The 24,971-nt window shown below is 55.6% G+C and carries 25 protein-coding genes; 12 read left to right on the top strand and 13 right to left on the bottom strand.

All coding sequences use genetic code 11. The features are described from left to right. Positions 1 to 29: 29 nt before the first annotated feature. From rpsO to mtr, 6 genes are all read left to right on the top strand, one after another. Positions 30 to 299, top strand: coding sequence for a 30S ribosomal protein S15 (gene rpsO, locus JTA15_RS14860; RefSeq protein ID WP_013098914.1), 270 nt, complete (start codon positions 30 to 32; stop codon positions 297 to 299). A 242-nt stretch (positions 300 to 541) separates the two neighbouring features. After that, positions 542 to 2,680: a polyribonucleotide nucleotidyltransferase gene (gene pnp, locus JTA15_RS14855; protein ID WP_014171780.1), complete on the top strand. Its 2,139-nt coding sequence runs from the start codon at positions 542 to 544 to the stop codon at positions 2,678 to 2,680. A 108-nt stretch (positions 2,681 to 2,788) separates the two neighbouring features. Next, positions 2,789 to 3,673: a lipoprotein NlpI gene (gene nlpI / locus JTA15_RS14850; protein WP_013098912.1), complete on the top strand. Its 885-nt coding sequence runs from the start codon at positions 2,789 to 2,791 to the stop codon at positions 3,671 to 3,673. 107 nt (positions 3,674 to 3,780) lie between these two features. After that, a complete protein-coding gene (gene yrbN / locus JTA15_RS21955) occupies positions 3,781 to 3,861 on the top strand; it encodes a protein YrbN (protein WP_100122156.1) in 81 nt (26 codons plus the stop codon). Beyond that, complete coding sequence (locus tag JTA15_RS14840) at positions 3,854 to 5,758, top strand: DEAD/DEAH family ATP-dependent RNA helicase (protein ID WP_020883539.1); 1,905 nt, start codon at positions 3,854 to 3,856, stop codon at positions 5,756 to 5,758. The genes yrbN and JTA15_RS14840 overlap by 8 nt, the downstream gene beginning before the upstream one ends. 142 nt (positions 5,759 to 5,900) lie before the next feature. Beyond that, complete coding sequence (gene mtr / locus JTA15_RS14835; RefSeq protein WP_219372456.1) at positions 5,901 to 7,145, top strand: tryptophan permease; 1,245 nt, start codon at positions 5,901 to 5,903, stop codon at positions 7,143 to 7,145. Positions 7,146 to 7,190: 45 nt separating this feature from the next. On the opposite strand, the gene JTA15_RS14830 is transcribed toward mtr, so the two are convergent. From JTA15_RS14830 to JTA15_RS14820, 3 genes are all read right to left on the bottom strand, one after another. Next, positions 7,191 to 8,198: an LLM class flavin-dependent oxidoreductase gene (locus JTA15_RS14830; RefSeq protein ID WP_032679044.1), complete on the bottom strand. Its 1,008-nt coding sequence runs from the start codon at positions 8,196 to 8,198 to the stop codon at positions 7,191 to 7,193. Between the two features lie 89 nt (positions 8,199 to 8,287). Next, positions 8,288 to 9,166, bottom strand: a complete 879-nt coding sequence (locus JTA15_RS14825; RefSeq protein ID WP_032680199.1) for a U32 family peptidase — start codon at positions 9,164 to 9,166, stop codon at positions 8,288 to 8,290. 7 nt (positions 9,167 to 9,173) lie between these two features. Continuing rightward, a complete protein-coding gene (locus JTA15_RS14820; RefSeq protein WP_020883543.1) occupies positions 9,174 to 10,169 on the bottom strand; it encodes a peptidase U32 family protein in 996 nt (331 codons plus the stop codon). Between the two features lie 211 nt (positions 10,170 to 10,380). Here JTA15_RS14820 and JTA15_RS14815 point away from each other — a divergent pair, with 211 nt between their 5' ends. Both JTA15_RS14815 and JTA15_RS14810 read left to right on the top strand, forming a co-directional pair. After that, a complete protein-coding gene (locus JTA15_RS14815) occupies positions 10,381 to 10,905 on the top strand; it encodes an SCP2 domain-containing protein (protein ID WP_032679042.1) in 525 nt (174 codons plus the stop codon). Further along, a complete protein-coding gene (locus JTA15_RS14810) occupies positions 10,899 to 11,402 on the top strand; it encodes a GNAT family N-acetyltransferase (RefSeq protein ID WP_219372455.1) in 504 nt (167 codons plus the stop codon). The genes JTA15_RS14815 and JTA15_RS14810 overlap by 7 nt, the downstream gene beginning before the upstream one ends. Here JTA15_RS14810 and JTA15_RS14805 read toward each other — a convergent pair. Beyond that, positions 11,389 to 11,718 carry a GIY-YIG nuclease family protein gene (locus JTA15_RS14805; RefSeq protein WP_138014186.1) on the bottom strand — a complete coding sequence of 110 codons (330 nt, stop codon included), beginning with the start codon at positions 11,716 to 11,718 and terminating at the stop codon, positions 11,389 to 11,391. The genes JTA15_RS14810 and JTA15_RS14805 overlap by 14 nt on opposite strands. 14 nt (positions 11,719 to 11,732) lie before the next feature. On the opposite strand from JTA15_RS14805, the gene JTA15_RS14800 reads away from it, so the two are divergent. Next, on the top strand, positions 11,733 to 12,167 hold the full coding sequence (locus JTA15_RS14800; RefSeq protein WP_020883546.1) for a YhbP family protein: 435 nt from the start codon (positions 11,733 to 11,735) through the stop codon (positions 12,165 to 12,167). Here the strand turns inward: JTA15_RS14800 and JTA15_RS14795 are convergent. Then, entirely contained in the window at positions 12,147 to 12,665 is a 519-nt protein-coding gene (locus JTA15_RS14795; RefSeq protein WP_219372454.1) for a type 1 glutamine amidotransferase domain-containing protein, read from the bottom strand. The two genes, JTA15_RS14800 and JTA15_RS14795, sit on opposite strands and share 21 nt — an antisense overlap. A 130-nt stretch (positions 12,666 to 12,795) precedes the next feature. Between JTA15_RS14795 and JTA15_RS14790 the strand changes: the two genes are divergently transcribed. Together JTA15_RS14790 and JTA15_RS14785 are read left to right on the top strand one after the other, a co-directional pair. Beyond that, complete coding sequence (locus JTA15_RS14790) at positions 12,796 to 13,440, top strand: NAD(P)H-binding protein (protein ID WP_020883547.1); 645 nt, start codon at positions 12,796 to 12,798, stop codon at positions 13,438 to 13,440. 40 nt (positions 13,441 to 13,480) lie between these two features. Beyond that, on the top strand, positions 13,481 to 14,518 hold the full coding sequence (locus tag JTA15_RS14785) for a permease (protein WP_032680201.1): 1,038 nt from the start codon (positions 13,481 to 13,483) through the stop codon (positions 14,516 to 14,518). 51 nt (positions 14,519 to 14,569) lie between these two features. Here the strand turns inward: JTA15_RS14785 and dolP are convergent, their stop codons facing one another. From dolP to JTA15_RS14765, 4 genes are read right to left on the bottom strand one after another with little or no spacing between them, the layout of a single operon-like run. Beyond that, complete coding sequence (gene dolP, locus JTA15_RS14780) at positions 14,570 to 15,145, bottom strand: division/outer membrane stress-associated lipid-binding lipoprotein (RefSeq protein ID WP_014171764.1); 576 nt, start codon at positions 15,143 to 15,145, stop codon at positions 14,570 to 14,572. 9 nt (positions 15,146 to 15,154) lie between these two features. Further along, positions 15,155 to 15,745, bottom strand: a complete 591-nt coding sequence (gene diaA, locus JTA15_RS14775) for a DnaA initiator-associating protein DiaA (protein ID WP_003861754.1) — start codon at positions 15,743 to 15,745, stop codon at positions 15,155 to 15,157. 21 nt (positions 15,746 to 15,766) lie between these two features. Then, a complete protein-coding gene (locus JTA15_RS14770) occupies positions 15,767 to 16,162 on the bottom strand; it encodes a YraN family protein (RefSeq protein WP_121339873.1) in 396 nt (131 codons plus the stop codon). Beyond that, positions 16,120 to 18,351 (bottom strand): penicillin-binding protein activator, encoded by a 2,232-nt coding sequence (locus JTA15_RS14765; RefSeq protein WP_219372453.1) that lies wholly within the window; start codon positions 18,349 to 18,351, stop codon positions 16,120 to 16,122. Before JTA15_RS14765 ends, JTA15_RS14770 begins: the two co-directional genes overlap by 43 nt. A gap of 62 nt (positions 18,352 to 18,413) precedes the next feature. On the opposite strand from JTA15_RS14765, the gene rsmI reads away from it, so the two are divergent. Next, entirely contained in the window at positions 18,414 to 19,274 is an 861-nt protein-coding gene (gene rsmI, locus JTA15_RS14760) for a 16S rRNA (cytidine(1402)-2'-O)-methyltransferase (RefSeq protein WP_014171761.1), read from the top strand. 36 nt (positions 19,275 to 19,310) lie between these two features. Here the strand turns inward: rsmI and JTA15_RS14755 are convergent, their stop codons facing one another. From JTA15_RS14755 to kbaY, 4 genes are all read right to left on the bottom strand, one after another. Then, positions 19,311 to 21,200 carry an enterotoxin gene (locus JTA15_RS14755; RefSeq protein ID WP_219372452.1) on the bottom strand — a complete coding sequence of 630 codons (1,890 nt, stop codon included), beginning with the start codon at positions 21,198 to 21,200 and terminating at the stop codon, positions 19,311 to 19,313. A gap of 16 nt (positions 21,201 to 21,216) precedes the next feature. Then, entirely contained in the window at positions 21,217 to 22,389 is a 1,173-nt protein-coding gene (locus JTA15_RS14750) for a MalY/PatB family protein (protein WP_219372451.1), read from the bottom strand. Positions 22,390 to 22,401: 12 nt separating this feature from the next. Next, entirely contained in the window at positions 22,402 to 23,973 is a 1,572-nt protein-coding gene (malX, locus tag JTA15_RS14745) for a maltose/glucose-specific PTS transporter subunit IIBC (protein WP_163304536.1), read from the bottom strand. A 118-nt stretch (positions 23,974 to 24,091) separates the two neighbouring features. Continuing rightward, positions 24,092 to 24,964 carry a tagatose-bisphosphate aldolase subunit KbaY gene (gene kbaY / locus JTA15_RS14740; RefSeq protein ID WP_104440397.1) on the bottom strand — a complete coding sequence of 291 codons (873 nt, stop codon included), beginning with the start codon at positions 24,962 to 24,964 and terminating at the stop codon, positions 24,092 to 24,094. Positions 24,965 to 24,971 lie beyond the last annotated feature (7 nt).

Below are 24,971 nucleotides of genomic sequence, written 5' to 3'. Positions count from 1 at the left end.
TTACATTCTTTATATTCTGGAGTTTGAAAATGTCTCTAAGCGTTGAAGCTAAAGCTAAAATCGTTTCTGAGTTTGGTCGTGGTACTAACGACAGCGGTTCTACCGAAGTTCAGGTTGCACTGCTGACTGCACAGATTAACCACCTGCAGGGTCACTTTGCAGAGCACAAAAAAGATCACCACAGCCGTCGTGGTCTGCTGCGTATGGTTTCTCAGCGTCGTAAACTGCTCGACTACCTGAAACGTAAAGATGTTGCACGTTACTCCGCGCTGATCGAGCGTCTGGGTCTGCGTCGCTAAGTCTTGCGAGTTTCAGAAAAGGGGGCCTGATGGCCCCTTTTTTCAACCAGACGGCAGCAATTCACTGGAAACTATTGTATTGTTGCTATAAATGATCTTCATTGCAGAGGTTCGCGCGGCTAATGAGAGGCTTCACCCATGGGGGTGTTGGTTGTCATTAGTCGCGAGGATGCGAAGAAGGTCGGGTTAAATCGTCAGCACACCGGTGGTGTGCTGTCATACATTTAAGAAAGGACAGAACTTTGCTGAATCCGATCGTTCGTAAATTCCAGTATGGTCAACACACCGTCACGCTGGAAACCGGCATGATGGCACGTCAGGCTACTGCTGCCGTTATGGTAAGCATGGATGACACTGCGGTATTCGTAACCGTAGTTGGCCAGAAAAAAGCAAAACCAGGTCAGGACTTCTTCCCACTGACCGTTAACTACCAGGAGCGTACCTACGCTGCCGGTAAAATCCCGGGTGGCTTCTTCCGTCGTGAAGGCCGTCCAAGCGAAGGCGAAACCCTGATTGCGCGTCTGATTGACCGCCCGGTTCGTCCGCTGTTCCCGGAAGGCTTCGTGAACGAAGTGCAGGTTATCGCGACCGTTGTTTCCGTTAACCCACAGGTTAACCCGGATATCGTTGCGATGATCGGTGCTTCCGCGGCCCTGTCACTGTCTGGTATTCCATTCAATGGCCCAATTGGTGCTGCACGCGTTGGTTACATCAACGACCAGTACGTGCTGAACCCAACGCAGGAAGAGCTGAAAGAAAGTAAGCTGGACCTGGTTGTTGCTGGTACTGAAGCGGCTGTGCTGATGGTTGAATCCGAAGCGGAACTGCTGAGCGAAGACCAGATGCTGGGCGCGGTGGTCTTTGGCCACGATCAGCAGCAGATCGTTATTCAGAACATCAACGATCTGGTTAAAGAAGCGGGCAAACCACGTTGGGACTGGCAGCCTGAAGCCGTCAACGACGCGCTGAATGCACGCGTTGCTGCGCTGGCTGAATCTCGTCTGAGCGATGCTTATCGCATCACCGACAAACAGGAGCGTTATGCTCAGGTTGACGTGATCAAAGACGAAACTATCGCAACGCTGATTGCTGAAGACGAAACGCTGGATGCTAACGAGCTGAGCGAAATTCTGCACGCTATCGAGAAAAACGTGGTTCGTAGCCGCGTCCTGGCGGGTGAGCCGCGTATCGATGGCCGCGAAAAAGACATGATCCGTGGTCTGGACGTGCGTACTGGCGTTCTGCCACGTACTCACGGTTCTGCACTGTTCACCCGTGGCGAAACGCAGGCGCTGGTTACCGCGACCCTGGGGACAGCACGTGACGCGCAGAACATCGACGAACTGATGGGCGAGCGTACTGACAGCTTCCTGTTCCACTACAACTTCCCTCCATACTCTGTAGGTGAAACCGGTATGGTGGGTTCGCCTAAGCGTCGTGAAATTGGTCACGGTCGTCTGGCGAAGCGTGGTGTGCTGGCAGTGATGCCGGATGCTGACAAATTCCCGTACACCGTTCGTGTGGTTTCTGAAATCACCGAATCTAACGGTTCTTCTTCCATGGCTTCCGTGTGTGGTGCATCTCTGGCGCTGATGGATGCAGGCGTGCCAATCAAAGCCGCCGTTGCGGGTATCGCAATGGGCCTGGTGAAAGAAGGCGAGAACTTTGTTGTTCTGTCTGACATTCTGGGCGACGAAGACCACCTGGGCGATATGGACTTCAAAGTTGCGGGTTCCCGCGACGGTATCTCTGCGCTGCAGATGGATATCAAAATTGAAGGTATCACCAAAGAGATCATGCAGGTTGCGCTGAACCAGGCTAAAGGTGCTCGTCTGCACATCCTGGGCGTGATGGAACAGGCGATCAACGCGCCACGTGGCGACATTTCTCAGTTCGCTCCGCGTATCCACACCATCAAGATCAATCCAGACAAGATCAAAGATGTTATCGGTAAGGGCGGTTCCGTTATCCGTGCTCTGACCGAAGAGACTGGCACCACTATCGAAATCGAAGATGACGGTACGGTGAAAATTGCAGCGACCGACGGCGAGAAAGCGAAATTCGCTATTCGTCGCATCGAAGAAATTACTGCAGAAATCGAAGTGGGCCGTATCTACAATGGTAAAGTGACCCGTATCGTTGACTTTGGCGCGTTCGTTGCCATCGGTGGCGGTAAAGAAGGTCTGGTTCACATCTCTCAAATCGCTGACAAGCGCGTTGAGAAAGTGACCGATTACCTGCAGATGGGTCAGGAAGTCCCGGTTAAAGTTCTGGAAGTTGACCGCCAGGGCCGTATCCGTCTGAGCATTAAAGAAGCAACCGAGCAGTCTCAGCCGGCTGCTGCGCCAGAAGCATCGGCAGCAGAACAGCAAGGCGAGTAAGTTGCATTTGCCCTCCGCTTCGGCGGGGGGCCTATTATCAGGCAGGACGCCTTGTTAAGCCGCCGGGGGACAGGACGTTCATCCAATAGTTGTCTTCGGGAGTGGGAAATGAAGCCTTTTTTGCGCTGGTGTTTCGTTGCGACAGCTTTAACGCTGGCAGGATGCAGCAACTCTGCCTGGCGTAAGAGCGAAGTCCTCGCAGTGCCATTGCAACCGACTTTGCAGCAGGAAGTGATTCTGGCACGCATGGAACAAATTCTTGCCAGTCGGGCTTTAACCGATGACGAACGCGCACAGCTTTTATATGAGCGCGGAGTGTTGTATGATAGTCTCGGTCTGAGGGCATTAGCGCGGAATGATTTCTCACAAGCGCTGGCAATCCGACCTGATATGCCTGAAGTATTCAATTACTTAGGCATTTATTTAACGCAGGCAGGCAATTTTGATGCTGCCTATGAAGCGTTTGATTCTGTACTTGAGCTTGATCCAACTTACAACTACGCGCACTTGAATCGCGGTATCGCCCTGTATTACGGCGGTCGTGATAAGTTAGCGCAAGATGATCTGCTGGCGTTTTATCAAGACGATCCTAATGATCCTTTCCGCAGTCTGTGGTTATACATCGTTGAGCAGAAGCTCGATGAGAAGCAGGCAAAAGAAGCACTGAAACAGCGCTTCGATAAATCGGACAAGGAACAGTGGGGATGGAACATTGTCGAGTTCTACCTGGGCAACATTAGCGAAGCAACGCTGATGGAACGCCTCAAGGCGGACGCAACGGATAACACCTCGCTCGCTGAGCATCTCAGTGAAACCAACTTCTATTTAGGTAAGTACTACCTAAGTCTGGGGGATAAGGACAGCGCTACGGCACTGTTCAAATTAGCGGTTGCTAACAACGTACACAACTTCGTTGAGCACCGTTATGCATTGTTGGAATTATCGCTCTTGGGCCAGGAGCAAGACGACCTGGCAGAATCGGACCAGCAATAGCTGACGACATAAACATCAGCCCGTAATCTTTTGATTGCCATCACCTTAACTGGTGAGGGCGTTGTTGTTCGTCAATACATCTACTTTGAGCCGGTTCACACTTTTCAATGAAAATTGCTAATCATTTTCACGATGAGCTAAGTAGACTGGCCGCCATTGACATTGAGGCACTCGTACTACATGGCTGAATTCGAAACCACTTTTGCAGATCTGGGCCTGAAGGCTCCTATCCTTGAAGCCCTTACCGATCTGGGTTACGAAAAACCATCTCCGATCCAGGCAGAATGTATCCCACATCTGTTGTCTGGTCGTGACGTGCTGGGCATGGCCCAGACTGGTAGCGGCAAAACCGCAGCGTTCTCGCTGCCGCTGCTGCACAACATCGATCCGGAACTGCGTGCACCGCAGATCCTCGTCCTGGCTCCAACCCGTGAACTGGCTGTTCAGGTTGCAGAAGCTATGACTGATTTCTCTAAACATATGCGCGGCGTAAACGTGGTGGCCCTTTACGGTGGCCAGCGTTATGACGTGCAGTTACGTGCCCTGCGCCAGGGTCCACAGATTGTTGTCGGTACGCCGGGCCGTCTGTTGGATCACCTGAAGCGCGGTACTCTTGACCTCTCTAAACTGAGCGGTCTGGTACTGGATGAAGCAGATGAAATGCTGCGTATGGGCTTCATCGAAGACGTAGAAACGATTATGGCGCAGATCCCGGAAGGTCATCAGACCGCTCTGTTCTCTGCAACCATGCCAGAAGCGATTCGTCGCATTACCCGCCGCTTCATGAAAGAGCCGCAGGAAGTGCGCATTCAGTCCAGCGTGACCACTCGCCCGGACATCAGCCAGAGCTACTGGTCTGTATACGGTATGCGTAAAAACGAAGCGCTGGTTCGTTTCCTGGAAGCGGAAGATTTTGATGCGGCGATTATCTTCGTTCGTACCAAAAACGCGACCCTGGAAGTGGCTGAAGCGCTGGAGCGTAGCGGCTACAACAGCGCAGCGCTGAACGGTGACATGAACCAGGCTCTGCGTGAGCAGACGCTGGAGCGCCTGAAAGACGGTCGTCTGGATATCCTGATTGCAACCGACGTGGCAGCACGTGGTCTGGACGTTGAGCGTATCAGCCTGGTTGTTAACTACGATATTCCAATGGACTCCGAGTCCTACGTTCACCGTATCGGTCGTACCGGTCGTGCGGGTCGTGCAGGTCGTGCGCTGCTGTTCGTTGAGAACCGCGAGCGTCGTCTGCTGCGTAACATTGAACGCACCATGAAGCTGACCATTCCAGAAGCGGAACTGCCAAATGCAGAACTGCTGGGCAAACGCCGTCTGGAAAAATTCGCCGCGAAAGTACAGCAGCAGCTGGAAAGCAGCGACCTGGACCAGTATCGTGCACTGCTGGCACAGATTCAGCCTACCGCTGAAGGCGAAGAGCTGGATATGGAAACGCTGGCCGCAGCACTGCTGAAAATGGCACAGGGCGAACGTACCCTGATCGTGCCACCAGATGCACCGATGCGTCCTAAGCGTGAGTTCCGTGACCGTGACGAGCGTTTCGAACGTCGTGGCGACCGTAACGATCGTGGTCCACGTGCTGACCGTCCAGAGCGCAGTGGCGAAGAGCGTCCACGTCGTGAGCGTCGTGACGCTGGCGAAATGGAACTGTACCGCATTGAAGTGGGCCGTGATGATGGTGTTGAAGTTCGTCATATCGTTGGCGCGATCGCTAACGAAGGCGACATCAGCAGCCGTTACATCGGTAACATCAAGCTGTTCGCATCTCACTCTACCATCGAGCTGCCAAAAGGCATGCCGGGCGAAGTACTGCAGCACTTTACTCGCACCCGCATCCTGAACAAGCCGATGAACATGCAGCTGATGGGCGATGCCCAGCCACGTACTGACCGTGGTGGCGAACGTCGTGGCGGTGGTCGTGGTTTCGGTGGCGAACGTCGTGAAGGCGGTCGTAGCGAAGGCAACCGCGCTGGCGCAGGCGAAGGTCGTCGTTTCTCTGGCGAGCGTCGCGAAAGCCGTGGCCCACGTCGTGAAGAAGGTACCGCTCGTCGTCGTTTCGGTGACGCGTAAGCCTTTCGTTTCTGACGTAAAGTAATCTATACAGCCCCGATAAACACTGTCGGGGCTTTTTTTATTCCTTTTGTACTCTTGTACTGGTACAGTGCTGCACATTAACATGCATAACCGCATTATTGACTGGAGAAAAGGCTGTATGGCGACACTTACCACCACCCAAACGTCACCTTCGCTGCTTGGCGGCGTGGTGATCATCGGCGGAACCATCATTGGTGCCGGGATGTTCTCCCTGCCTGTGGTTATGTCCGGTGCGTGGTTCTTCTGGTCGCTGGCGGCACTGGTGTTTACCTGGTTCTGTATGCTTCATTCCGGGCTGATGATCCTCGAAGCCAACCTGAACTACCGCATTGGCTCCAGCTTCGACACCATCACTAAAGACCTGTTAGGCAAAGGCTGGAACCTGATAAACGGCCTCTCCATTGCCTTTGTGCTCTACATCCTGACTTACGCGTACATCTCAGCGAGCGGCTCCATTCTGCATCACACATTCTCGGAGTTGTCGCTGAACGTGCCGGCAAGAGTGGCGGGCTTGTGCTTCGCGCTGGGCGTCGCGTTTATCGTCTGGATGAGCACCAAAGCGGTGAGCCGCATGACGGCGATTGTGCTGGGCGCGAAGGTGATCACCTTCTTTCTGACCTTCGGCAGCCTGCTTGGGCACGTTACGCCGGCCACGCTGTTCAACGTGGCGGAGGCGAATACCACTTACACGCCGTACCTGCTGATGACCCTGCCGTTCTGTCTGGCATCGTTTGGTTACCACGGTAATGTGCCGAGCCTGATGAAGTATTACGGTAAAGATCCCCGCACGATTGTGAAGTGCCTGATCTACGGCACGCTGCTGGCGCTGGCGCTGTACGTGATTTGGCTGCTGGGGACGATGGGCAATATCCCGCGTCCTGAATTTATCGGCATTGCGCAGAAGGGCGGTAACATTGATGTGCTGGTACAGGCGCTGAGCGGCGTACTGAACAGCCGCAGTCTGGATCTGCTGCTGGTGGTGTTCTCTAACTTTGCCGTCGCGAGCTCTTTCCTCGGCGTGACGCTGGGCCTGTTTGACTACCTGGCCGATCTGTTTGGTTTTGATGATTCTGCTATGGGGCGCTTTAAAACCGCGCTGCTGACTTTCCTGCCACCGATTGTTGGCGGTCTGCTGTGGCCGAATGGTTTCCTCTATGCCATCGGCTATGCCGGGCTGGCGGCGACCATCTGGGCGGCGATTGTGCCTGCGCTGCTGGCACGCAAATCACGTAAACGCTTCGGCAGCCCGAAATTCCGCGTCTGGGGCGGAAAGCCGATGATTGCGCTGATTCTGGTGTTCGGTATTGGCAACGCGCTGGTGCATGTTCTGTCGAGTTTTAACCTGCTGCCGGTGTATCAGTAACACCACCTGTCACCCTCTCCCGACGGGAGAGGGTGACAAACCGCGCTAACCTGACACTTCCTCTTTCACCTGCATCGCCAGGTCAAACGAATGCAAGCGTGCCTGATGATCGAAAATCTGGCCGTTAACCATAATTTCATCCGCCTGCGTCTCACGCAGCACCGCCTCCAGCCCGTGACGCACTTTTGCCTTATCCCCCACCAGCGACATGCTCAGCGCCTGTTGAACGCCATACTGTTCGGATGCCGACCACAGCTGATGCATATTCTCCACCGGCGGCGGCAGCTGGCCGGTCTCACCGCGACGCAGCTTCACAAAAGCCTGTTGCATGGAGGTGAACAGGAATTCCGCATCGCGATTGCTGTCGGCGGCAACGATGTTAATGCACACCATCGCATACGGTTTTTCCAGTCGCTCGGAAGGTTTGAAGTTTGTGCGATAGAGATGAAGCGCCTGGTGGAGCATATCTGGCGCGAAGTGTGAGGCAAAGGCGAACGGCAGCCCCAGCTGCGCGGCAAGCTGCGCGCTGTACAGGCTTGAGCCCAGCAGCCACACCGGGATCTTCTCACCGTAGCCTGGCACCGGGCGCACGTGCGGGTTAGGGTCACGCGCGTCAAACCAGTCCACCAGTTCAGCCACATCGCGCGGGAAGTTATCGATGTCGCCGCTCATATGGCGACGCAGGGCGCGCATGGTCGGCTGGTCACTGCCCGGCGCACGGCCAAGACCCAGGTCGATACGGCCAGGATAGAGAGTGTTCAGCGTGCCAAACTGCTCGGCAATCACCAGCGGAGCGTGGTTCGGCAGCATCACGCCACCGGAGCCAAGATGCAGTGTGGTGGTGTTCGCCGCCAGGTAACCAATCAGCACGGAGGTCGCGGCACTGGCGATACCAACCATATTGTGGTGCTCAGCCAGCCAGTAACGGTGATAACCGCGTTTTTCTGCCAGGCGAGCGAGATCGAGAGAGTGGGTAAAGGCTTCTCGTGCTGAGGACCCTTGAGGGATCGGCGCCAGATCCAGCACCGAAAACGGAATGGTTTTATCAGTCATAACAGCTCACTTTGTCGACGGTGAATCTTTTAATAGTGCATTAAAATTTAATAACCGTTGTTAACAAAGTGAGCTTTTACATTTCTTCTTCAGCCCTGTAGCACCAGCCCGGGGAGGCGTTTCCAGTAGCCGTTACAGTCGCTGTTAGCGGTTAACGGCAGCGGAGCGTCACCGTTTTCATTGGCGCGGAAGGCATCCAGCATGGCGAATACGCCCGTATCCATCGGTGACAGGCGCACCATGTCGACCAGACCGTTCATCGACGCCAGTTCATTGCCGAGGTTATACACATAGCCGCTCATGGTCTGGATACCGTTCAGGACGAACACCTGCTGATTTTCCTGCGACAGCATGCTGCGCCCGTTCGGGTACTTGATGCAGCAGGTTTCACACTCGTCTTTCGGGCGGTCTTCAGAGCGTGCGGTGAAGCAGCGGGCAGAATAGGCCAGCGGGAGATGACCATAGCTCAGTACTTCCACCTCAAACTGATTGCGAATGCCCAGCGTTTCGCACTGGTTGAGCAGGTTAGCCAGCCAGTCGCGCGAGAGTTCGACCGGCATGCACCAGCGCGTCATCCCCTGTTTAAGCAGCAGGCGCAGCGTCACGGCGTTATAGCAGTTCAGCGCATGGCCTGCGACAAACGGCAGTCTGCGTTCGGCGCACATGTTCACTACGCCCAGATCGCTGGCTTCCAGCAGGAATTCACCGTTCTCTACGTAGCGTTTGAGTTCACCCAGTTCGGAGGAGGCCTGGACGAGGGCGAGCGTTGAGAGCACCACCTGTTTACCGCTTCCGGCGAGGCTTTTCGCCATATCCAGCCAGTCGCCCACTTTGGTGGCGCGGCGCTTGCTGCATACCGCTTCACCGAGGTAAATCACATCTGCGCTGCTGGTCGCGGCCTGGTGGTAAAAATCTTCCAGCGTCTCTTTTGGCCAGTAGTAGAGCACCGGCCCTAATGAATATTTCATGATTATCTCACTGCCATTTACGGTGATACGCGCCAAGCGTGGTTTGTGTACCCTCGGACATCGCACCGAGTGTCTCCATCCACGCCGGTTGCGGTGCGTAGTTCTGCGGGTCTGCCATGCAGCGATCGATAGCCTGGCGCCAGACTTTCGCCACCTGGCTTACGTACGCCGGGCTGCGCTGGCGGCCCTCAATTTTCACCGAGGCGATATTGGCGGCCAGCAGTTCTGGCAGCAGTTCCAGCGTATTAAGGCTGGTTGGCTCTTCCAGCGCGTGGTAACGCTCGCCGTCTACCAGATAGCGGCCTTTGCACAGCGTCGGGTAACCGGCATTTTCGCCGTCCTGATAGCGGTCAATCAGCACGTCGTTCAGGCGCGATTCCAGCCCCTGCGGCGTCTGTTGCCAGCGAACAAAGCGGGCGGGTGAGCAGGCCCCAACGGTATTGGGGGACTCGCCGGTTAAATAGGAGGAGAGATAGCAACGGCCTTCGGCCATGATACACAGGCTGCCAAAGGCAAAAACTTCCAGTGGTACTGGCGTGACGCGCGCGAGTTGCTTAACCTGATGAATAGAGAGCACGCGTGGCAGCACCACGCGGGCAACATCAAAGTGACGATGATAAAAACGCACCGCCTCTTCGTTAGTGGCAGATGCCTGAACGGAGACGTGACGCTCAATATGGGGATAGCGTTCTGCCGCATACTCAAGCATAGCGAGGTCGGCGAGGATCAGCGCATCGGCGCCCAGCTGTGCTGCCATATCCACCGCGCGTTGCCAGCGGGCGTAGCCATCAGGATGGGCGAAGGTATTGATGGCGATATGCAGTTTGCGGCGGTGCTGGTGGACGAAGGTAACGGCTTCCTGAAGCTTTTTCTCCGTAAAGTTGAGGCCAGCAAAATGGCGGGCGTTGGTATCATCTTTCAGCCCGATATAGACCGCATCGGCCCCATTTTCGATGGCCGCCTTAAGCGCCGGAAGATTTCCGGCTGGGCAGAGCAGCTCCATAATTTATCCTGATGTAGTCGATCGCAAATTTGTTAACGAGCTGGGATTTTAATTAACCCATACGCGACAATTTTTGATTTAAGGCAGCTAATGGCGTATTGATGGCACCAATAATGAGGTACACCTGACGACAGTTTGTTGATTTACGCCGCTATGTTGTGCTTCGGATATGGCAAAATAGCAGGACTATAGCTATCAGGGAGTAAAGCTCGTGCTGGATAAACTGCGTTCACGTCTCGTACAATTTGGTCCATCAATGCTGAGCGTGCCGGTAAAACTGGCCCCGTTCGCGCTTAAACGCCAGGTGCTGGAGCAGGTGCTGAGCTGGCAATTCCGCCAGGCACTGCAGGACGGTGAGCTGGCGTTCCTGGAAGGGCGCTGGTTAAGCATTGACGTCCACGATATCGGGCTGCGCTGGTTTACCTCTGTTGAGAATGACCAACTGATCGTCCGTGAGTCCGCCGAGGCGGATGTGAGCTTTAGCGCCAGCGCCAGCGATCTGCTGATGATCGCCGCGCGTAAGCAGGATCCGGACACACTCTTCTTCCAGCGCCGACTGGTTATCGAAGGCGATACGGAACTTGGTCTGTACGTGAAGAATTTAATGGATGCCATTGAGCTGGAGCAGATGCCGAAAGCGCTGCGTGTGATGTTGATGCAAATGGCAGATTTCGTTGAGGCGGGGCTGAAAACCCCGCCGGAAAGTAAACACACTTCAGTAGGTGAGCCATGCTGATTCGAGTCGAAATTGGGATTGATGCACCGGGAATCGATGCGTTGTTACGCCGCTCTTTTGCGCGGGATGACGAAGCGCAACTGGTCCACGATCTCCGCGAAGACGGCCTGATTACGCTGGGGCTGGTTGCCACCGATGACGAAGGTCAGGTGGTGGGCTACGTTGCCTTCAGCCCGGTTACCGTTCAGGGCGAAGAGCTACAGTGGGTAGGAATGGCACCGCTGGCGGTTGATGAACACTACCGCGGCCAGGGGCTGGCGCGCCAGCTGGTTTACGAAGGGCTGGACTCGCTCAACGAATTTGGCTATGCCGCCGTGGTGACGTTGGGGGATGCTACGTTCTATGGCCGTTTAGGCTTCGAACCGGCAGCGCATTACGATCTCCGCTGCCGCTGGCCGGGAACGGAATCCGCCTTCCAGGTGCACCGTCTGGCTGATGACGCGTTTAAAGGCGTGAACGGTCTGGTTGAGTACCACGACCATTTCAATCGCTTTTAATCAGGCTGTCGCGAAGCGCCTCAAAGGAGCCGTCTCCGGTGACGAGGCGCTCTTTCTGACGCTTCGTCAGTTGCTTAATGCGGTATTCCATTCTGAGCGCCAGCGATCTGTCGCCAACGGGCGCTGAAAAGGCGAGCTGTAATTCTCCTTTCCCCCGCAGCGCTTTGGCACCTTTCCCCGTTTGATGTTGCAGAAAACGCCGCGCCACATCGGTAGTGATCCCGGTGTACAGGGCGTTATCGGCGGTACGAACAAGATAGAGAAACCAGCACACGGTAAACAGATTCAGTATGTTAAGGTGAACGCACCTTAGCATGAGAGAGAGCGAAAATGGAAACTCTGACCACCATTAACCGCTGGCTGGCAAAACAGCATGTCGTCACCTGGTGCGTGTATGACGAAGGTGAAATGTGGTGTGCAAACGCGTTTTATTACTACGATCCCGAGCGTGTCGCCTTTTATGTCCTGAGCGAGGATAAAACCCGTCATGCGCAAATGTCGGGTCCGCAGGCGAAGGTAGCGGGCACGGTGAACGGCCAGCCTAAAACGGTTGCGCTGATTCGTGGCCTGCAGTTTAAAGGGGAGATCCGCCGCCTGGACGGAGAAGAGAGCGACGCGCAGCGAAAACGCTACACGCGCCGCTTTCCGGTTGCCATTGCGCTAAAAGCTCCGGTGTGGGAAATCCGCCTTGATGAGCTGAAATTTACCGACAACACCCTGGGCTTTGGCACAAAGCTTCACTGGCTACGCGCCGAGCAGGCGTAGCGCTTCACGGTTAAACGCGGGCAGATCGTCCGGGGTCCTGCTGGTGATCAGCTGATCTTTGTCGTTCACAACTTCCTGATCGTAAAACTCAGCCCCCGCATTTTTCAGATCGATAACGATCGGTTTCACGGCCGTGAGTTTACGCCCGCGCACGACATTTGCGCTGATGAGCAGCTGCGGACCGTGGCAGATGGCAAAGACCGGTTTGCCCGTCGAGACAAAGTCTCGTGTGAAGGTCACGAATCGTTCATCCCCACGCAGGGAATCCGGTGAATGACCGCCGGGTAACAGCAGGGCATCGAAATCTGACGGGCTGACGTTATCGATGGTTTCATCGATGGTCACGCTGGCTTCGCCCTTATGACCTTTCACCGTTTTACCCGCCTCTTTCTCAATGGTGATGACCTCATGTCCTGCCTTGCGAAATGCCTCGGCTGGCGAGGTGAATTCTGAATCTTCAAACTCGTCGGTGATCAAGACTGCGATTTTCTTGCCCATGCTTCCTCCGTTGTTTTGGCTTCAGACAGATTTTTCTCCGCTTGTGGTAAATACTTACCTGTAACAGACTTCTAAGTGTGGTCGACGACGCTGAGTTCGCAAACGGACAATTCTGTAAAGGGGAGATGAGATGAGTCAGGTACTGATTACCGGCGCGACCGGGCTGGTGGGCGGACATCTGCTGCGGCTGCTGCTTCAGGAGCACCGGGTTAACTATATTGCCGCCCCGACGCGTCGGCCTCTCGCGGATATCTCCGGCGTCTTTAACCCCCACGACCCGCAGCTTACCGATGCACTGGCGCAGGTACAGGATCCTGTTGATATCGCCTTTTGCTGCCTCGGTACAACGCTGCGTGAAGCGGGCAGTAAAGAGGCCTTTGTGCATGCGGACTACACGCTGGTGGTCGATACGGCGCTGACGGCTAAAAAGCTGGGGGCAACACATTTTGTGGTAATCAGTTCGCTCGGTGCCAATGCCGGGTCACCTTTTTTCTACAACAAGGTGAAGGGCAAAATGGAAGAGGCGCTGATTGCCCAGAAGTGGGAGCAACTGACCATTGTTCGCCCCTCCATGCTGCTCGGGCATCGGGATGAACGCCGTTTTAACGAATCGTTTTTCGCGCCTCTGTTCCGCATCCTGCCGGGTAACTGGAAATCCATTGAGGCAGCGGACGTGGCGCGTGCGATGCTAAAAGAAGGGCTCTCGCCATCGCAGGAGGGCGTGAATATCATCCCGTCGGCAAAACTGCGTGAAATCGCACAGGGCGAGGCGTAAACTCCCACGGCTAATAACCTACTACTCTCCGGGGAATGCTATGACTGGTCAGTCTTCATCTCAGGCGGCTTCACCTGTTCAATGGTGGAAGCCCGCGCTCTTCTTTCTCGTGGTCATCATCGGCCTCTGGTATGTGAAATGGCAGCCGTACTACGGTAAAGCCTTCACGGCCGCCGAAACGCACAGTATCGGAAAATCTATTCTCGCTCAGGCTGATTCCAGCCCGCTTCAGGCGGCGTGGGATTACGCCATGGTCTATTTCCTTGCCGTCTGGAAAGCCGCGGTACTGGGCGTCCTGCTGGGCTCGCTGATTCAGGTGCTTATCCCGCGTCACTGGCTGGTGAAAACCCTCGGTCAGCCCCGCTTTCAGGGTACGCTGCTGGGGACGATTTTCTCCCTGCCGGGCATGATGTGCTCGTGCTGTGCGGCGCCTGTGGCCGCCGGGATGCGTCGTCAGCGCGTCTCAATGGGCGGTGCGCTTGCTTTCTGGATGGGGAACCCGTTGTTAAACCCGGCGACGCTGGTGTTTATGGGCTTTGTGCTGGGCTGGCATTTCGCCTTTATTCGTCTGGTGGCCGGGCTGCTGACGGTGCTGGTCGTGGCGACCCTGGTGCAACATCTGGTGAAAGACAAAACCGTAGCGCCTGCGTCAGTTGACGTGGATATCAGCGAACCGCAGGGCGGCTTCTTCGCGCGCTGGGGCAGGGCGCTGTGGCAACTTTTCTGGAGCACCATCCCGGTCTATATCCTGGCGGTTCTGGTGCTGGGCGCGGCGCGCGTCTGGCTGTTCCCGCATGCGGACGGGGCTATCGACAACACGCTGCTGTGGGTCGTTGCAATGGCCGTTGCCGGTTGCCTGTTCGTGATCCCAACGGCCGCTGAAATTCCCATTGTTCAGACCATGATGCTGGCCGGGATGGGCACCGCGCCTGCACTGGCGCTGCTGATTACCCTGCCTGCAATCAGCCTGCCGTCGCTTGTCATGTTGCGTAAGTCATTCCCGGCGAAAGCGCTGTGGCTGACCGCGGGGCTGGTGGCGCTGAGCGGGGTGATGGTAGGAAGTATTGCACTGGTATAAAAAAAGCCCGGTAGCGTTACCGCTTACCGGGCTTTTTGTCAGACGTTCTGGTTACTTGATGTAGGTAAAGGCGGTGGTGACGTGTTTCACGCCGCTCACCCGGCTGGCGATATCGGCCGCCGCTTTCCCTTCACGGTCGGTGACCAGACCCAGCAGGAACACTTCGCCGTTTTCCGTTGTCACTTTCACGTTTGAGGATTTCACCTGGTCCGAGCCCAGCAGCTGGGAGCGTACTTTGGTGGTGATCCAGGTATCAGACGACGCGGTACCCAGGCTGATTGGCTGCCCCTGACGGATTTCATTGAAGACTTCCGTGGTGCCCTCAACGCCCATTGCGATCTGTTTTGCGCGGCTGGAGAGTTCGGTGTTCGGCGACTGGCCCGTCAGCAACACTTTGCCCTGATAGGCCGTGACGTTGATACGCGCTTCTTTCTTGATTTGTTCGTCTTTCGACAGCGCACTGTTGACGCGCAGCTCCAGCGTACCGTCATCGACCTGTGTCCCTACGGAACGCGGGTCGGTTGCCGCTTTAGTACCAACCGCGGCGGTACCCACGACAGCCGCAGCGATACATCCCTGAAGCAGTAATGCAGACATAAGGACTGCGAGGGTCGATAAAGCCTTCATAAGAACTCCTTAATCATCCTGGTGAGGGAAAAGCGTGTTATCGATCAAATCGCATAAGCAGTTCACCGTGAGCATATGCATCTCCTGAATGCGCGCGCTACGGTGAGAGGGAATGCGGATTTCCACATCCTGCGGCCCAAGCAAACCCGCCAGCTCACCACCGTCATAGCCTGTTAAGGCAACGATAGTCATGTCGCGGGTGACGGCGGCTTCAACGGCTTTGACAATGTCCCGGCTGTTGCCGCGCGTGGAGATTGCCAGCAGAACATCTCCGGCATGACCCAGGGCTCGCACCTGCTTTGCGTAAATCTCATCATGCAGACGATCGTTAGCAATCGCTGTTAAGACCACATTATCGGTATTAAGTGCAATGGCGGGTAAACTCGGTCGTTCTGTTTCAAAACGATTGATCATGCTGGCAGCAAAATGCTGTGCGTTGGCGGCTGAAGTGCCATTGCCACAACAGAGTATTTTGTTGCCGTTGAGCAGGGATTGCACCAGCGTCATGGCGGCACGAGAGATAGCGTCCGGAAGGGCTTCCGCCGCTGCAATCTGAGTCTGGATGCTTTCAGTGAAGCACACTTTAATTCTTTCGAGCACGTTATCCCTTTTAAATCTTAATTATGCGTCTTCGCCAAAAGCGTTTTTCAGCCATTCGATCGCATTGCCGGTGAAGGCTACCACATCGAACCGGCAATCCACAGTATCAAAACTCCCATTATGGTGGGCAAGCCACAAGTGGGCAGTCTGTAATAATTTATGTTGTTTGGCGAGCGTCACGCTGGCGGCAGCGCCGCCAAAACGGGAAGACTGTCGGTAGCGAACTTCTACAAACACGATGACCTCACCGTCTTTCATGATGAGGTCGATTTCGCCGCCACGTCCGCGAACGTTAGCGGCGATAAAGTGCAGTCCTTTGCCTTCAAGCCAGCGACGTGCTTTTAATTCCCACGCGTCACCGGTCTCTTTACGGCTTAACTGGCCGGGACGATTTGCCCCTGCTGGTATTTGAGCCATGATAACTTCCTGTTAATCACACAATCCTGAGTGGCCGTCAGATCGCCGGTATTGCCGTTAAGCTCAAAGCCCGGCACCTGACGCATCTGGGTAAAGTGGTTCGCCAGCGCCCAGGCATCGACACCCATGGCATACAGACGTGCCAGAGAGTAGTCGTTGCGGACGGTGCTCAGCGCCTGCTGCATCAGTGCCGGGTTGCTGCCTGCGAGCATGGGAATTTCGCTGTACTGCAGGCCGTCCATCTCCAGACGGAAATCCGGGCCGGCGGTACCTTGCGCGCTGCGTGAACTGGCGTACAGCGTTGCGCCGCTCTGGCTACCGTTACGCATTGCAATCATCGGTTTGATGAAGGCGATTTCCTGCGGGGTGGCAACGATATACGCTGCATCCACTTTACCGCCACCGCTGATCTGCGCGTCGGTAGGTGGCGCAGGGATCGACAGACCGCCAATGGTCACACTCTGCTGCTGCGGCAGGCTTGCGCTGACCGGGCTGCCGTTGAGGGCAATGCCCGCTCCGCCATTGACGCCCGCGCGCAGTTCAGACGCGGAGCCGAATTTCTGCTGCAGCACAATGCCGCCGCCCAACTTCTGCCACTCATCGGCAAAAGCATTAGCAACGCGATCCCCCAGCGTACTGCGTGGGATGAGCAACAGCGGAGCCTGTTTACCCTGCTCGTGAATATGACGCGCCGCATCGCGGGCTTCATCTTCCGGCGACAGCGCGAAGTAGCAAATATTGGCACGGTTCTGAACCTGCTCTGGCTGGTTGAGTGCCAGCACGTTCAGCGTGGTATTGCTCTTCATCAACTCTTCGACATTGTTTTTCAGCAGCGGGCCGACAACGATGCTCGCACCATCCTGTTGAACCTGCGCCAGTACCTGGTCAAGCGGTTTCGAACTGGTGTCGTAGATTTTCAGCTCAGCACCCGGGTTTGCGCTGGTGGTGGCCACCGGCGGTGTTTGCGCGGCAGGTTGTGCCGTTTGTTCTGCGGGCGGTGCAGGCTGAACGTTCTGCGGTTGAGGTTGTTCAGACGCGGTGTCAGTCGCCGGGGCTGCTTGAGTCTCAGCCGGCGTGGCGGGCGGTGCAGGCTGAACGTTCTGCGGTTGAGGTTGTTCAGACGCGGTGTCAGTCGCCGGAGCTGCTTGAGTTTCAGCCGGCGCTGGCGTTGCCGTCGTAGGGGCCGTTACCGGGTTCTGCATCGTCCCCTGTGCCGGCGTCTGGGCGGTGGTCAGGTCACTGGTTTCAGCGGCGGACGGGCTGACCACGTCGTTCACGTTTGCCGCCTGTGCCGCCTGGGTCGGCACTGCGCTGCCCGTCACTGGCGTCGTGCCGTTTTTCGCGGCTTCAAAACCCTGTTGAATAGTGCGACCGAATACCGCCGCCTGACCGTTTAAAGGCAGAAGGAGTGCAATCTTGCTGGTCGAGGCCGGCTTAAAGTTCTGCACGTTTACCAGCTGCGTCGGCAGCATTTTCGCGCCCGGATTCTGCGGGTAGCGGGTCTGCCAGTCAGTGATACCGGCTTTCAGCATCTTCGGATCGTTGCGGTTGTTAAACCACATCTGCTGCAGATCCAGCCAGCCCTGCAGGACGTTTTCATCTGCATTGATCACCAGTGCACGCGCCTGTTCCTGCGTCATAGAGGCCAGCGCCTGCCACGTGGCATCGATATTTTTCTGCTTATCAGCTCCGCCGAGCAGAGGCTCCTGGGCGATCAGCGCACGGAGCAGCGTCAGGGAAGGGCGGCCCTGTTCAGCGGTAATGCCCGCCTGCCAGAAGCGAGCCTGCTGATTTTTGTCCAGCGCGCTCACGTCGATATCCCCGAGGATCTTTTTCGCGGCATCGTAATCTTTCAGCGCGACTTTCAGCTCGGCAGAGAGCAGGCGCTGCTCACGACGCTGAACATCATTCAGATCTTTTGGCAACTGGTTGAACAATTCGGCAGCCTGCTGGGTTTTACCCTCTTTCAGCAGTGCACGAATGGCGAGTAATTGCCAGTTGGTCTTGGTATCATTTGAGCTCTGCGACATTTGTTGCAGATAAAAGCCAGAGTCAGCCTGAGCAGAACCCTGCAAATGGGCGGTGCTCTGGTCGGGTGCCTGGGTGCCACAGCCTGCAAAGATCAGGGCTGCCAGCAGGAGCGGCACGCTGCGCGTGGCTTTTTTTCGAAGAAACGTTAACGGTACCATACTGTATCCAGTGATTTTTTTTACGCAATGCTCAATATTAAATCGGCAATACGGACGAAACAATGAAACAACACGAAACGGCAGATAATTCTCAAGGCCAGCTCTATATTGTACCTACTCCTATCGGGAATTTATCTGATATTACCCAACGTGCGCTTACCGTATTGCAGGCTGTTGATTTAATTGCCGCTGAAGATACCCGACATACTGGCTTACTGCTCCAGCACTTCGCCATTAGCGCGCGTTTGTTCGCGTTACACGATCACAATGAGCAACAAAAAGCCGAAACGCTGGTGGCGAAGCTGAAAGAGGGGCAGAACATTGCCCTGGTCTCCGATGCGGGTACGCCGCTGATTAACGACCCCGGCTACCATCTGGTGCGTACCTGCCGTGAAGCCGGGATCCGCGTGGTGCCGCTGCCTGGCCCATGTGCGGCTATCGCGGCGCTGAGCGCTGCGGGTCTGCCTTCCGACCGCTTCTGCTATGAAGGTTTCCTGCCTGCCAAATCCAAAGGCCGACGCGACGTGTTAAAAGCGCTGGAAGCTGAACCGCGCACCCTGATTTTCTACGAATCTACGCATCGCCTGCTGGAAAGCCTGGAAGATATGGTGACCGTCTGGGGGGAAGCCCGCTACGTGGTGCTGGCACGCGAGCTGACCAAAACCTGGGAAACCATTCACGGCGCACCGGTAGGAGAACTGCTGGCGTGGGTGAAGGAAGACGAAAACCGCCGCAAGGGCGAGATGGTGCTGATTGTCGAAGGACATAAGGCGCAGGAGGACGCATTGCCTGCCGATGCGCTTCGTACACTTGCGCTGCTGCAGGCTGAACTGCCGCTCAAGAAAGCGGCTGCGCTGGCGGCAGAGATCCACGGCGTGAAGAAAAACGCACTGTATAAATATGCGCTGGAGCAGCAGGGGTAATATATCGGCCCGGCAATCACGCCGGGCCAGTTTATTTTACTTCGCGGGAATGGCCTCGTACACCAGCGTTTCCAGCGGCTGCAGCGTAATCACCACGGCCTTTTGATACTCTCCTGGTACGGTTGTGTTACTGCCGTACACGGCGTTCAGACTGAACTGCGCCATGCCCCCTGTCGGGATTTCAAAGTCTTTTGCCAAATCCAGATAATAGCTTTGCGGTTTATCCGACGGGTTTCGCAAGCCCAGAATGGCTTTGTCTTTGCTCCAGGAGGCCCAGCCGTAAACCTCAAGCGCCGTCGGGTCGCCACCGATCCAATGCGTATCCACCAGCACGCTGGCGTTATTTCGCGCCCATTTTGCTGCCTGCGCCAGGGTGTCCCATTTCGTCTTATTCAGCATTGATGGCGTGATATATAACTCCTGCAGTTGCGTCCCTGTGGCGAAGTAGCTCCAGACCTGATCGGCAAAATCGCTGTCCGTTTGCACCTTCTCCAGTCCGTAATAGGCATTTTCCGCGCTGACTATCCCGTGGTACATCAGCGAGTTCAGCGGGAACAGTGGGCCTTTACGCACAATAGAGCGGTATGTTTCAGCATCGCGGTAGGTCATCCACTGCTGTACCGGCGTGCCGGGGCCGTAAAGGTTGATGTCATCCCCCTGACGCCAGATGGAGTCGGCATAGAACAGCCAGGACGGGCTGGCGTCGGTACCGGTTGTCAGGTTGATAAACAGATTGGGGTTTGCGCTGCGCATGTTATGCAGCAGGGCGATAGACGCATCAAAATCGGACGCGAACTGGCTACCAGTAATATGTGAGTTGGCGTTGCCCATCCCGTCGAGCTTAAACGAGGTGATATGTTCGTTTTTAATCAGCTTGATGATCTGCTCATTGAAGTTTTTGAAGTAGCGCGGGCCCGAGAGAGCCAGCTTCCCGTCTACCGTTTCGAAGCCGTACTCTTTGGCGTGGGAGACGCGAATATCGCGCGGCTTATTATAACCTCCCCACGGTGAGAGCCACAGCCCGACGGAGCTGTGCAGACTGTCCGCTTTTTCCCTGACCTTACCAAAGCCGTGGCTGAAGGCCGGGCCAAACAGCCAGCGTCCGGTACGATCGTCCCAGCCATCGTCCAGCAGGAATGCATCCAGCGCCACGCCGCGTCCGGTGATAAATTCTTTATTCCACTCATCCATCCGCCCCAGCACATCCTGTTCGGTGTAGGGGTTAAAGAAGCCGATATCCATCCAGCTGTTGTAGTGCAGATAGGGTTTGTACGCCCGTGGGCGCACGGCGTCGATAAACTGGTTTACGCTACGGCGCAGCTGGCTGGTTTCCGGGAACGTGCCAAAGTAGGTGGTAAAGCTGACCGGTGCGTCAGGCTGAACCGGCGTTTTCAGCTCCACGTTCAGATTGGTCGTCGCTTCATAGGCATACGTATTAACGATTGGCTTATCCGGCAGGATAAAGAACGAATCAGCAATAATGGGCGAGCTGTTGATGGCGCCATCAACGTACGGTGCCTGAGACTGTTTTTTCGTCGGGAAGAAGGTGATTTTCGCCACCTCTCGCGGCTGGCCGACGGCCGCAATGGTGTAATCAATACTGGCATATTTTCCCTTCACCAGATTCAGCTTCACCGTCACGTTAAAATCCGGACGGGTGAAATCAATGACAATCGCGTTGTCCTGTTTTTCTACATGCTTAATTGTAAAGTCTGCAGTATGAATTTTGGTTTCATCCGGCAGGGTCAGAAAGAACAGCTCCTGCGGCGTAAGCGGATGGTTAGCCGTTTTGTCTTTCACTACCACCGTTGAACTGGCGTCATCAAACGAGAGGGCAATGGAGTCGTTATCGAGCGCGTATTGCGCTGCCGCCGCGCCATGAGAAACACACAAGGCAAGCATCGAGAGTGTGAGCACTTTTTTCATCAGGGTAAGATCCTTATTAGTAATGCTTCAGCATTCGGGTGATGGACTGCTCCAGCCAGTAGCGCTGGGTGCCGAAATTAATGCGCAGGTAGTGTTCGCCGTTTTGAACGTAGTGGCTGCCATCTTCGAGGACGACGCCAGCCTGATGGGCGAAATGTCGGGTCAATTCAGTGGCGCTACGTTCATCTGCGCTGACGTCAACCCAGGCCAGATACGATGATTCCGGGTTCATCATTTTCCAGGCCGGGAAGTGGGTCTGGATGGCCTCTGCCAGATAGCCAGCGTTACGGCGCAGATAACCATTCAACGCGTCGAGCCACGGCAAACCATGCTGGTAGGCAAGAATAATTCCCCATATCCCGAATATATTGGGTGAGGTGATGGCGTTCTTCTCAAGCTGGTGGCGAAAGCGCTGGCGCAGGGTGGCATCCGGAATGATGGCGTAGGAGGTTTTCAGCCCGCCAAGGTTGAACGCTTTATTCGGGGAGGTCAGCAGGATCAGATTGTCCTGCGCCGCGCAGCCGGATGCCAGACAGCTGACGAAATGACCGTCCAGAATATGTTCGGCGTGGACCTCATCAACCATCAGAAGGGTGCCGTAGCGTTGACAGAGGTCTGAAACCTGGCGTATCTCATCGGCGTGCCAGATCCTGCCGGAAGGGTTATGCGGCGAGCAGAAGAACCACAGTTTTGGACGGTACGTTCTGAGCTGTTCTTCCACCAGATTAAAATCAAGCTGGTAGCGATTTTCTTTCACGCACAGTGGGTTTGCCAGTATCGCTACCCCCTGACGCTGGGCGGCCATGGCAAACGGATCGTACACCGGTGTGTTCATCATCACCGTGTCGCCAGGTTTACAAAACGCCTGAACCGTATAATGCAGCGTGGAGACGGTACCGTACGTCAGCGTGATCCACGATTTATCGACGTCAACCTGATGTCGTTCGCGCTGAAAGGCGATAACCGCATCGTAAAATTCGTCAAAGCACCAGGTGTAGCCGAAGGTGCCATGCTCCACGATGCGCTGGAAACCTTCTGTCACGGCAGGTGGGGAGGTGAAATCCATATCGGCAATCCACAGCGGGATAAAACCTTCAGGCACATCACCAAAGCGCGAGCGGACAAAGGCGTGATCCCATTTTCGACACCGGTCGCTTTTACGCTCAATGATTTCGTCAAAATTAAACACCACCACCCCCTGTTAAATTAAGGCTTCAATGCCGGTTTTTACGCTTTGCACCTGCGGGCCGATGATCACCTGGACGCTGTGGGCATCCAGCACCACAACCGACAATGCACCCGCCTCTTTTAACGCCTGCTGGTCGATCAGACTCATGTCTTTCACCACCAGACGCAGCCGGGTAATGCAATTATCAAGCGACTCGATGTTCTCTTTACCGCCGAGCGCACGCAGGATAAGCCCATGATCGTATTTCGATTTTCCGCGTGCCCGGGTATTGGCCTCGACGGCCTGCTGTGCGCCCTGGGTGTCCACTTCACGGCCCGGCGTTTTAATATCGTGTTTGAGGATGTACCAGCGGAAGACGAAGAAGTAGAGGGCAAACCAGGCAATGCCTACCGGGAATACCAGATACCATTTGGTCGACATCCCTTGCATGACCCCGAAGATAAGCAGATCCAGAATGCCGCCGTCGGTGTTGCCGATGGTCACCCCCAGCAGAGCCATGACCATCAGGGCCAGGCCCGACATCACAATATGGAAGGCGTAAAGGGCAGGGGCGATAAACAAGAACAGGAATTCAATTGGCTCGGAGATCCCGGTGACGACGGAGACCAGCACGCCGGAGAGCAGCAGGCCTTTAATCACCGGGCGGTTTTCCGGGCGTGCTGTGCGATAGATGGCGTATGCCACTGCCGGTAAGCCGAAGATAAAGGTCGGCATAAAGCCCTGCGACAGGAACGCGGTAACGTGCGGGCTGAACGGCAGACCCGCTTTCAGTTCGGCGTAGAAAATGTTCAGCGCCCCGGCGACTTCATGACCATTGACCATCTCAATACCGCCCGCGGGCGTGAAGCGCACCATCGCCAGCAAAATATGGTGCAGGCCAAAGGGTTTGAGCAGTAGTACCCCCACGCCGTAGAGGAACGGGCCGAACACGCTGGTGCTCTGGATAATATGGCCAATCCCGGTAATGCCCAGCGCAACGTACTCCCACAGCAGGGGAATAAACAGCCCCACCAGTGAGAGGGTGAGGGCGGTGATAATCGGCACAAAACGAATGCCGCTAAAGAAGGCGAACGCGTCGTGTAAAACGGTGTCCTGAAAACGTTCGTGCAGGAAAAAGGTAATGACCCCAACCACGATACCGCCCAGCACACCCATCTCCAGGGTTTGAATGCCCAGCACCATCGATTGCCCGACTTGTCTCATGGAGGCGGCATCGGCAAGCTGGTGGGTCGCAATCAGGTAATAATTGATGCTCATGTTCATCAGCATATAGCCAACAAACCCGGCAAAAGCGCCCACTGCTTTGTTGCGTCTGGCCAGCCCCATTGGGATCGCCATGGCAAACATGAGGGGAAGATAGGCAAAGGCGAAGCCGCCGACCATGGCAATAAAGCCAAAGGTGAGCTGAGTTAATTCGCCGCCCAGAAAGGGGAAACTTTTGAGGGTGGAGGGGCTGGTAACAGAACTACCGATACCCAGCAATAACCCCATAAAGGCCAGAAGGGAGACCGGGAACATAAAGGTCTTTCCCAGGCTCTGAAAAAACTCCCACGCTTTCGATTTAAACGACTTTTCCTGTGTCATGTAGGGACTCCTCGGAATTATTTATCGTAATGGAAGGCGCTGTCTGGCTTAAGGACGCGCCTTCATATTTGCGAGGCTTATAGTTATTTTTGAGTTATTGATGTTCTATGCGATGAGATCAGGCTTCCGCCGGGAGCAGCAATCGGTTCGCCGAGCCGCACACGGTGATTTTGCTTCTGACCACGTCTTTCATGGCATCCATGCCAACCCGCATGTAGAAACGCGGATCGTTGCCCTGCGGGTTCTCAGCAAACCAGGCCTTAACGGCGCCAGAGAACGCAATTTTTAGCTCGGTTGCCACGTTCACTTTGCAAACGCCCAGCTCTATGGTGCGGCGAACATCGTCATCCGGCACATCACTCGCCCCGTGCAGCACCAGCGGTACGCTCACCACGTCGCGGATTTCAGCCAGCCGCCGGAAGTCGATTTTTGGCCGTTTGGTATAAAGACCGTGAGCGGTTCCGATGGCCACGGCCAGGCTGTCGACGCCGGTCAATGCAACGAAGCGTTTCGCTTCCTGCGGGTCGGTCAGAAACGCGCTTTCAGCGTCCACGCTCATGTCATCTTCCACGCCGCCCAGGCGGCCCAGTTCGGCTTCAACGCTGCAATCGTTGAGGTGGCAGAAGTCGACCACTGATTTCACCAGCTTTACGTTTTGCTCAAACGGATAGTGGCTGCCGTCGATCATCGCGCTGCGCACGCCCGCGTGAACTTTGCGACGAATGTCGTCGAGCGATTCGTGATGATCGAGGTGCAGCGCCAGCGGCATGTCGTAAGTGGTGGAGTACGCGCTACACAGGGCGTAGATCTCTTCCAGGGCAATGTGCTTAAAGGTGCCCGGCGTGCCCGCGAGGATCACCGGCGATCGCATTTCACTACACACTTCGAGGATCGCCTGGATCGTCTCCGCGTTATGGATGTTGAACGCCGGTACGGCGTAGCCTTTCGCCTGGGCGTCCAGCAGAAGATATTTTGTCGAAATAATACTCATGATCGGA

Origin of the sequence: Enterobacter sp. BIDMC 29, from assembly GCF_019378755.1 — a bacterium.
GTDB lineage: Bacteria > Pseudomonadota > Gammaproteobacteria > Enterobacterales > Enterobacteriaceae > Enterobacter > Enterobacter ludwigii.
Note: the sequence above shows the minus strand (reverse complement) of the source record. Positions and strands in the feature narration are given on the sequence as shown.

Bases quoted from the DNA above. Each gene is read 5' to 3' on its own strand.
- JTA15_RS14840 (WP_020883539.1), top strand. From the start codon at position 3,854: ATGGCTGAATTCGAAACCACTTTTGCAGATCTGGGCCTGAAGGCTCCT.
- mtr (WP_219372456.1), top strand. From the start codon at position 5,901: ATGGCGACACTTACCACCACCCAAACGTCACCTTCGCTGCTTGGCGGC.
- JTA15_RS14810 (WP_219372455.1), top strand. From the start codon at position 10,899: ATGCTGATTCGAGTCGAAATTGGGATTGATGCACCGGGAATCGATGCG.
- JTA15_RS14800 (WP_020883546.1), top strand. From the start codon at position 11,733: ATGGAAACTCTGACCACCATTAACCGCTGGCTGGCAAAACAGCATGTC.
- JTA15_RS14770 (WP_121339873.1), bottom strand. From the start codon at position 16,162: ATGGCTCAAATACCAGCAGGGGCAAATCGTCCCGGCCAGTTAAGCCGT.
- yrbN (WP_100122156.1), top strand. From the start codon at position 3,781: ATGAAAATTGCTAATCATTTTCACGATGAGCTAAGTAGACTGGCCGCC.
- rsmI (WP_014171761.1), top strand. From the start codon at position 18,414: ATGAAACAACACGAAACGGCAGATAATTCTCAAGGCCAGCTCTATATT.
- kbaY (WP_104440397.1), bottom strand. From the start codon at position 24,964: ATGAGTATTATTTCGACAAAATATCTTCTGCTGGACGCCCAGGCGAAA.
- nlpI (WP_013098912.1), top strand. From the start codon at position 2,789: ATGAAGCCTTTTTTGCGCTGGTGTTTCGTTGCGACAGCTTTAACGCTG.
- JTA15_RS14755 (WP_219372452.1), bottom strand. From the start codon at position 21,200: ATGAAAAAAGTGCTCACACTCTCGATGCTTGCCTTGTGTGTTTCTCAT.
- dolP (WP_014171764.1), bottom strand. From the start codon at position 15,145: ATGAAGGCTTTATCGACCCTCGCAGTCCTTATGTCTGCATTACTGCTT.
- JTA15_RS14830 (WP_032679044.1), bottom strand. From the start codon at position 8,198: ATGACTGATAAAACCATTCCGTTTTCGGTGCTGGATCTGGCGCCGATC.
- JTA15_RS14785 (WP_032680201.1), top strand. From the start codon at position 13,481: ATGACTGGTCAGTCTTCATCTCAGGCGGCTTCACCTGTTCAATGGTGG.
- malX (WP_163304536.1), bottom strand. From the start codon at position 23,973: ATGACACAGGAAAAGTCGTTTAAATCGAAAGCGTGGGAGTTTTTTCAG.
- rpsO (WP_013098914.1), top strand. From the start codon at position 30: ATGTCTCTAAGCGTTGAAGCTAAAGCTAAAATCGTTTCTGAGTTTGGT.
- JTA15_RS14795 (WP_219372454.1), bottom strand. From the start codon at position 12,665: ATGGGCAAGAAAATCGCAGTCTTGATCACCGACGAGTTTGAAGATTCA.
- JTA15_RS14765 (WP_219372453.1), bottom strand. From the start codon at position 18,351: ATGGTACCGTTAACGTTTCTTCGAAAAAAAGCCACGCGCAGCGTGCCG.
- JTA15_RS14790 (WP_020883547.1), top strand. From the start codon at position 12,796: ATGAGTCAGGTACTGATTACCGGCGCGACCGGGCTGGTGGGCGGACAT.
- JTA15_RS14805 (WP_138014186.1), bottom strand. From the start codon at position 11,718: ATGCTAAGGTGCGTTCACCTTAACATACTGAATCTGTTTACCGTGTGC.
- JTA15_RS14820 (WP_020883543.1), bottom strand. From the start codon at position 10,169: ATGGAGCTGCTCTGCCCAGCCGGAAATCTTCCGGCGCTTAAGGCGGCC.
- JTA15_RS14825 (WP_032680199.1), bottom strand. From the start codon at position 9,166: ATGAAATATTCATTAGGGCCGGTGCTCTACTACTGGCCAAAAGAGACG.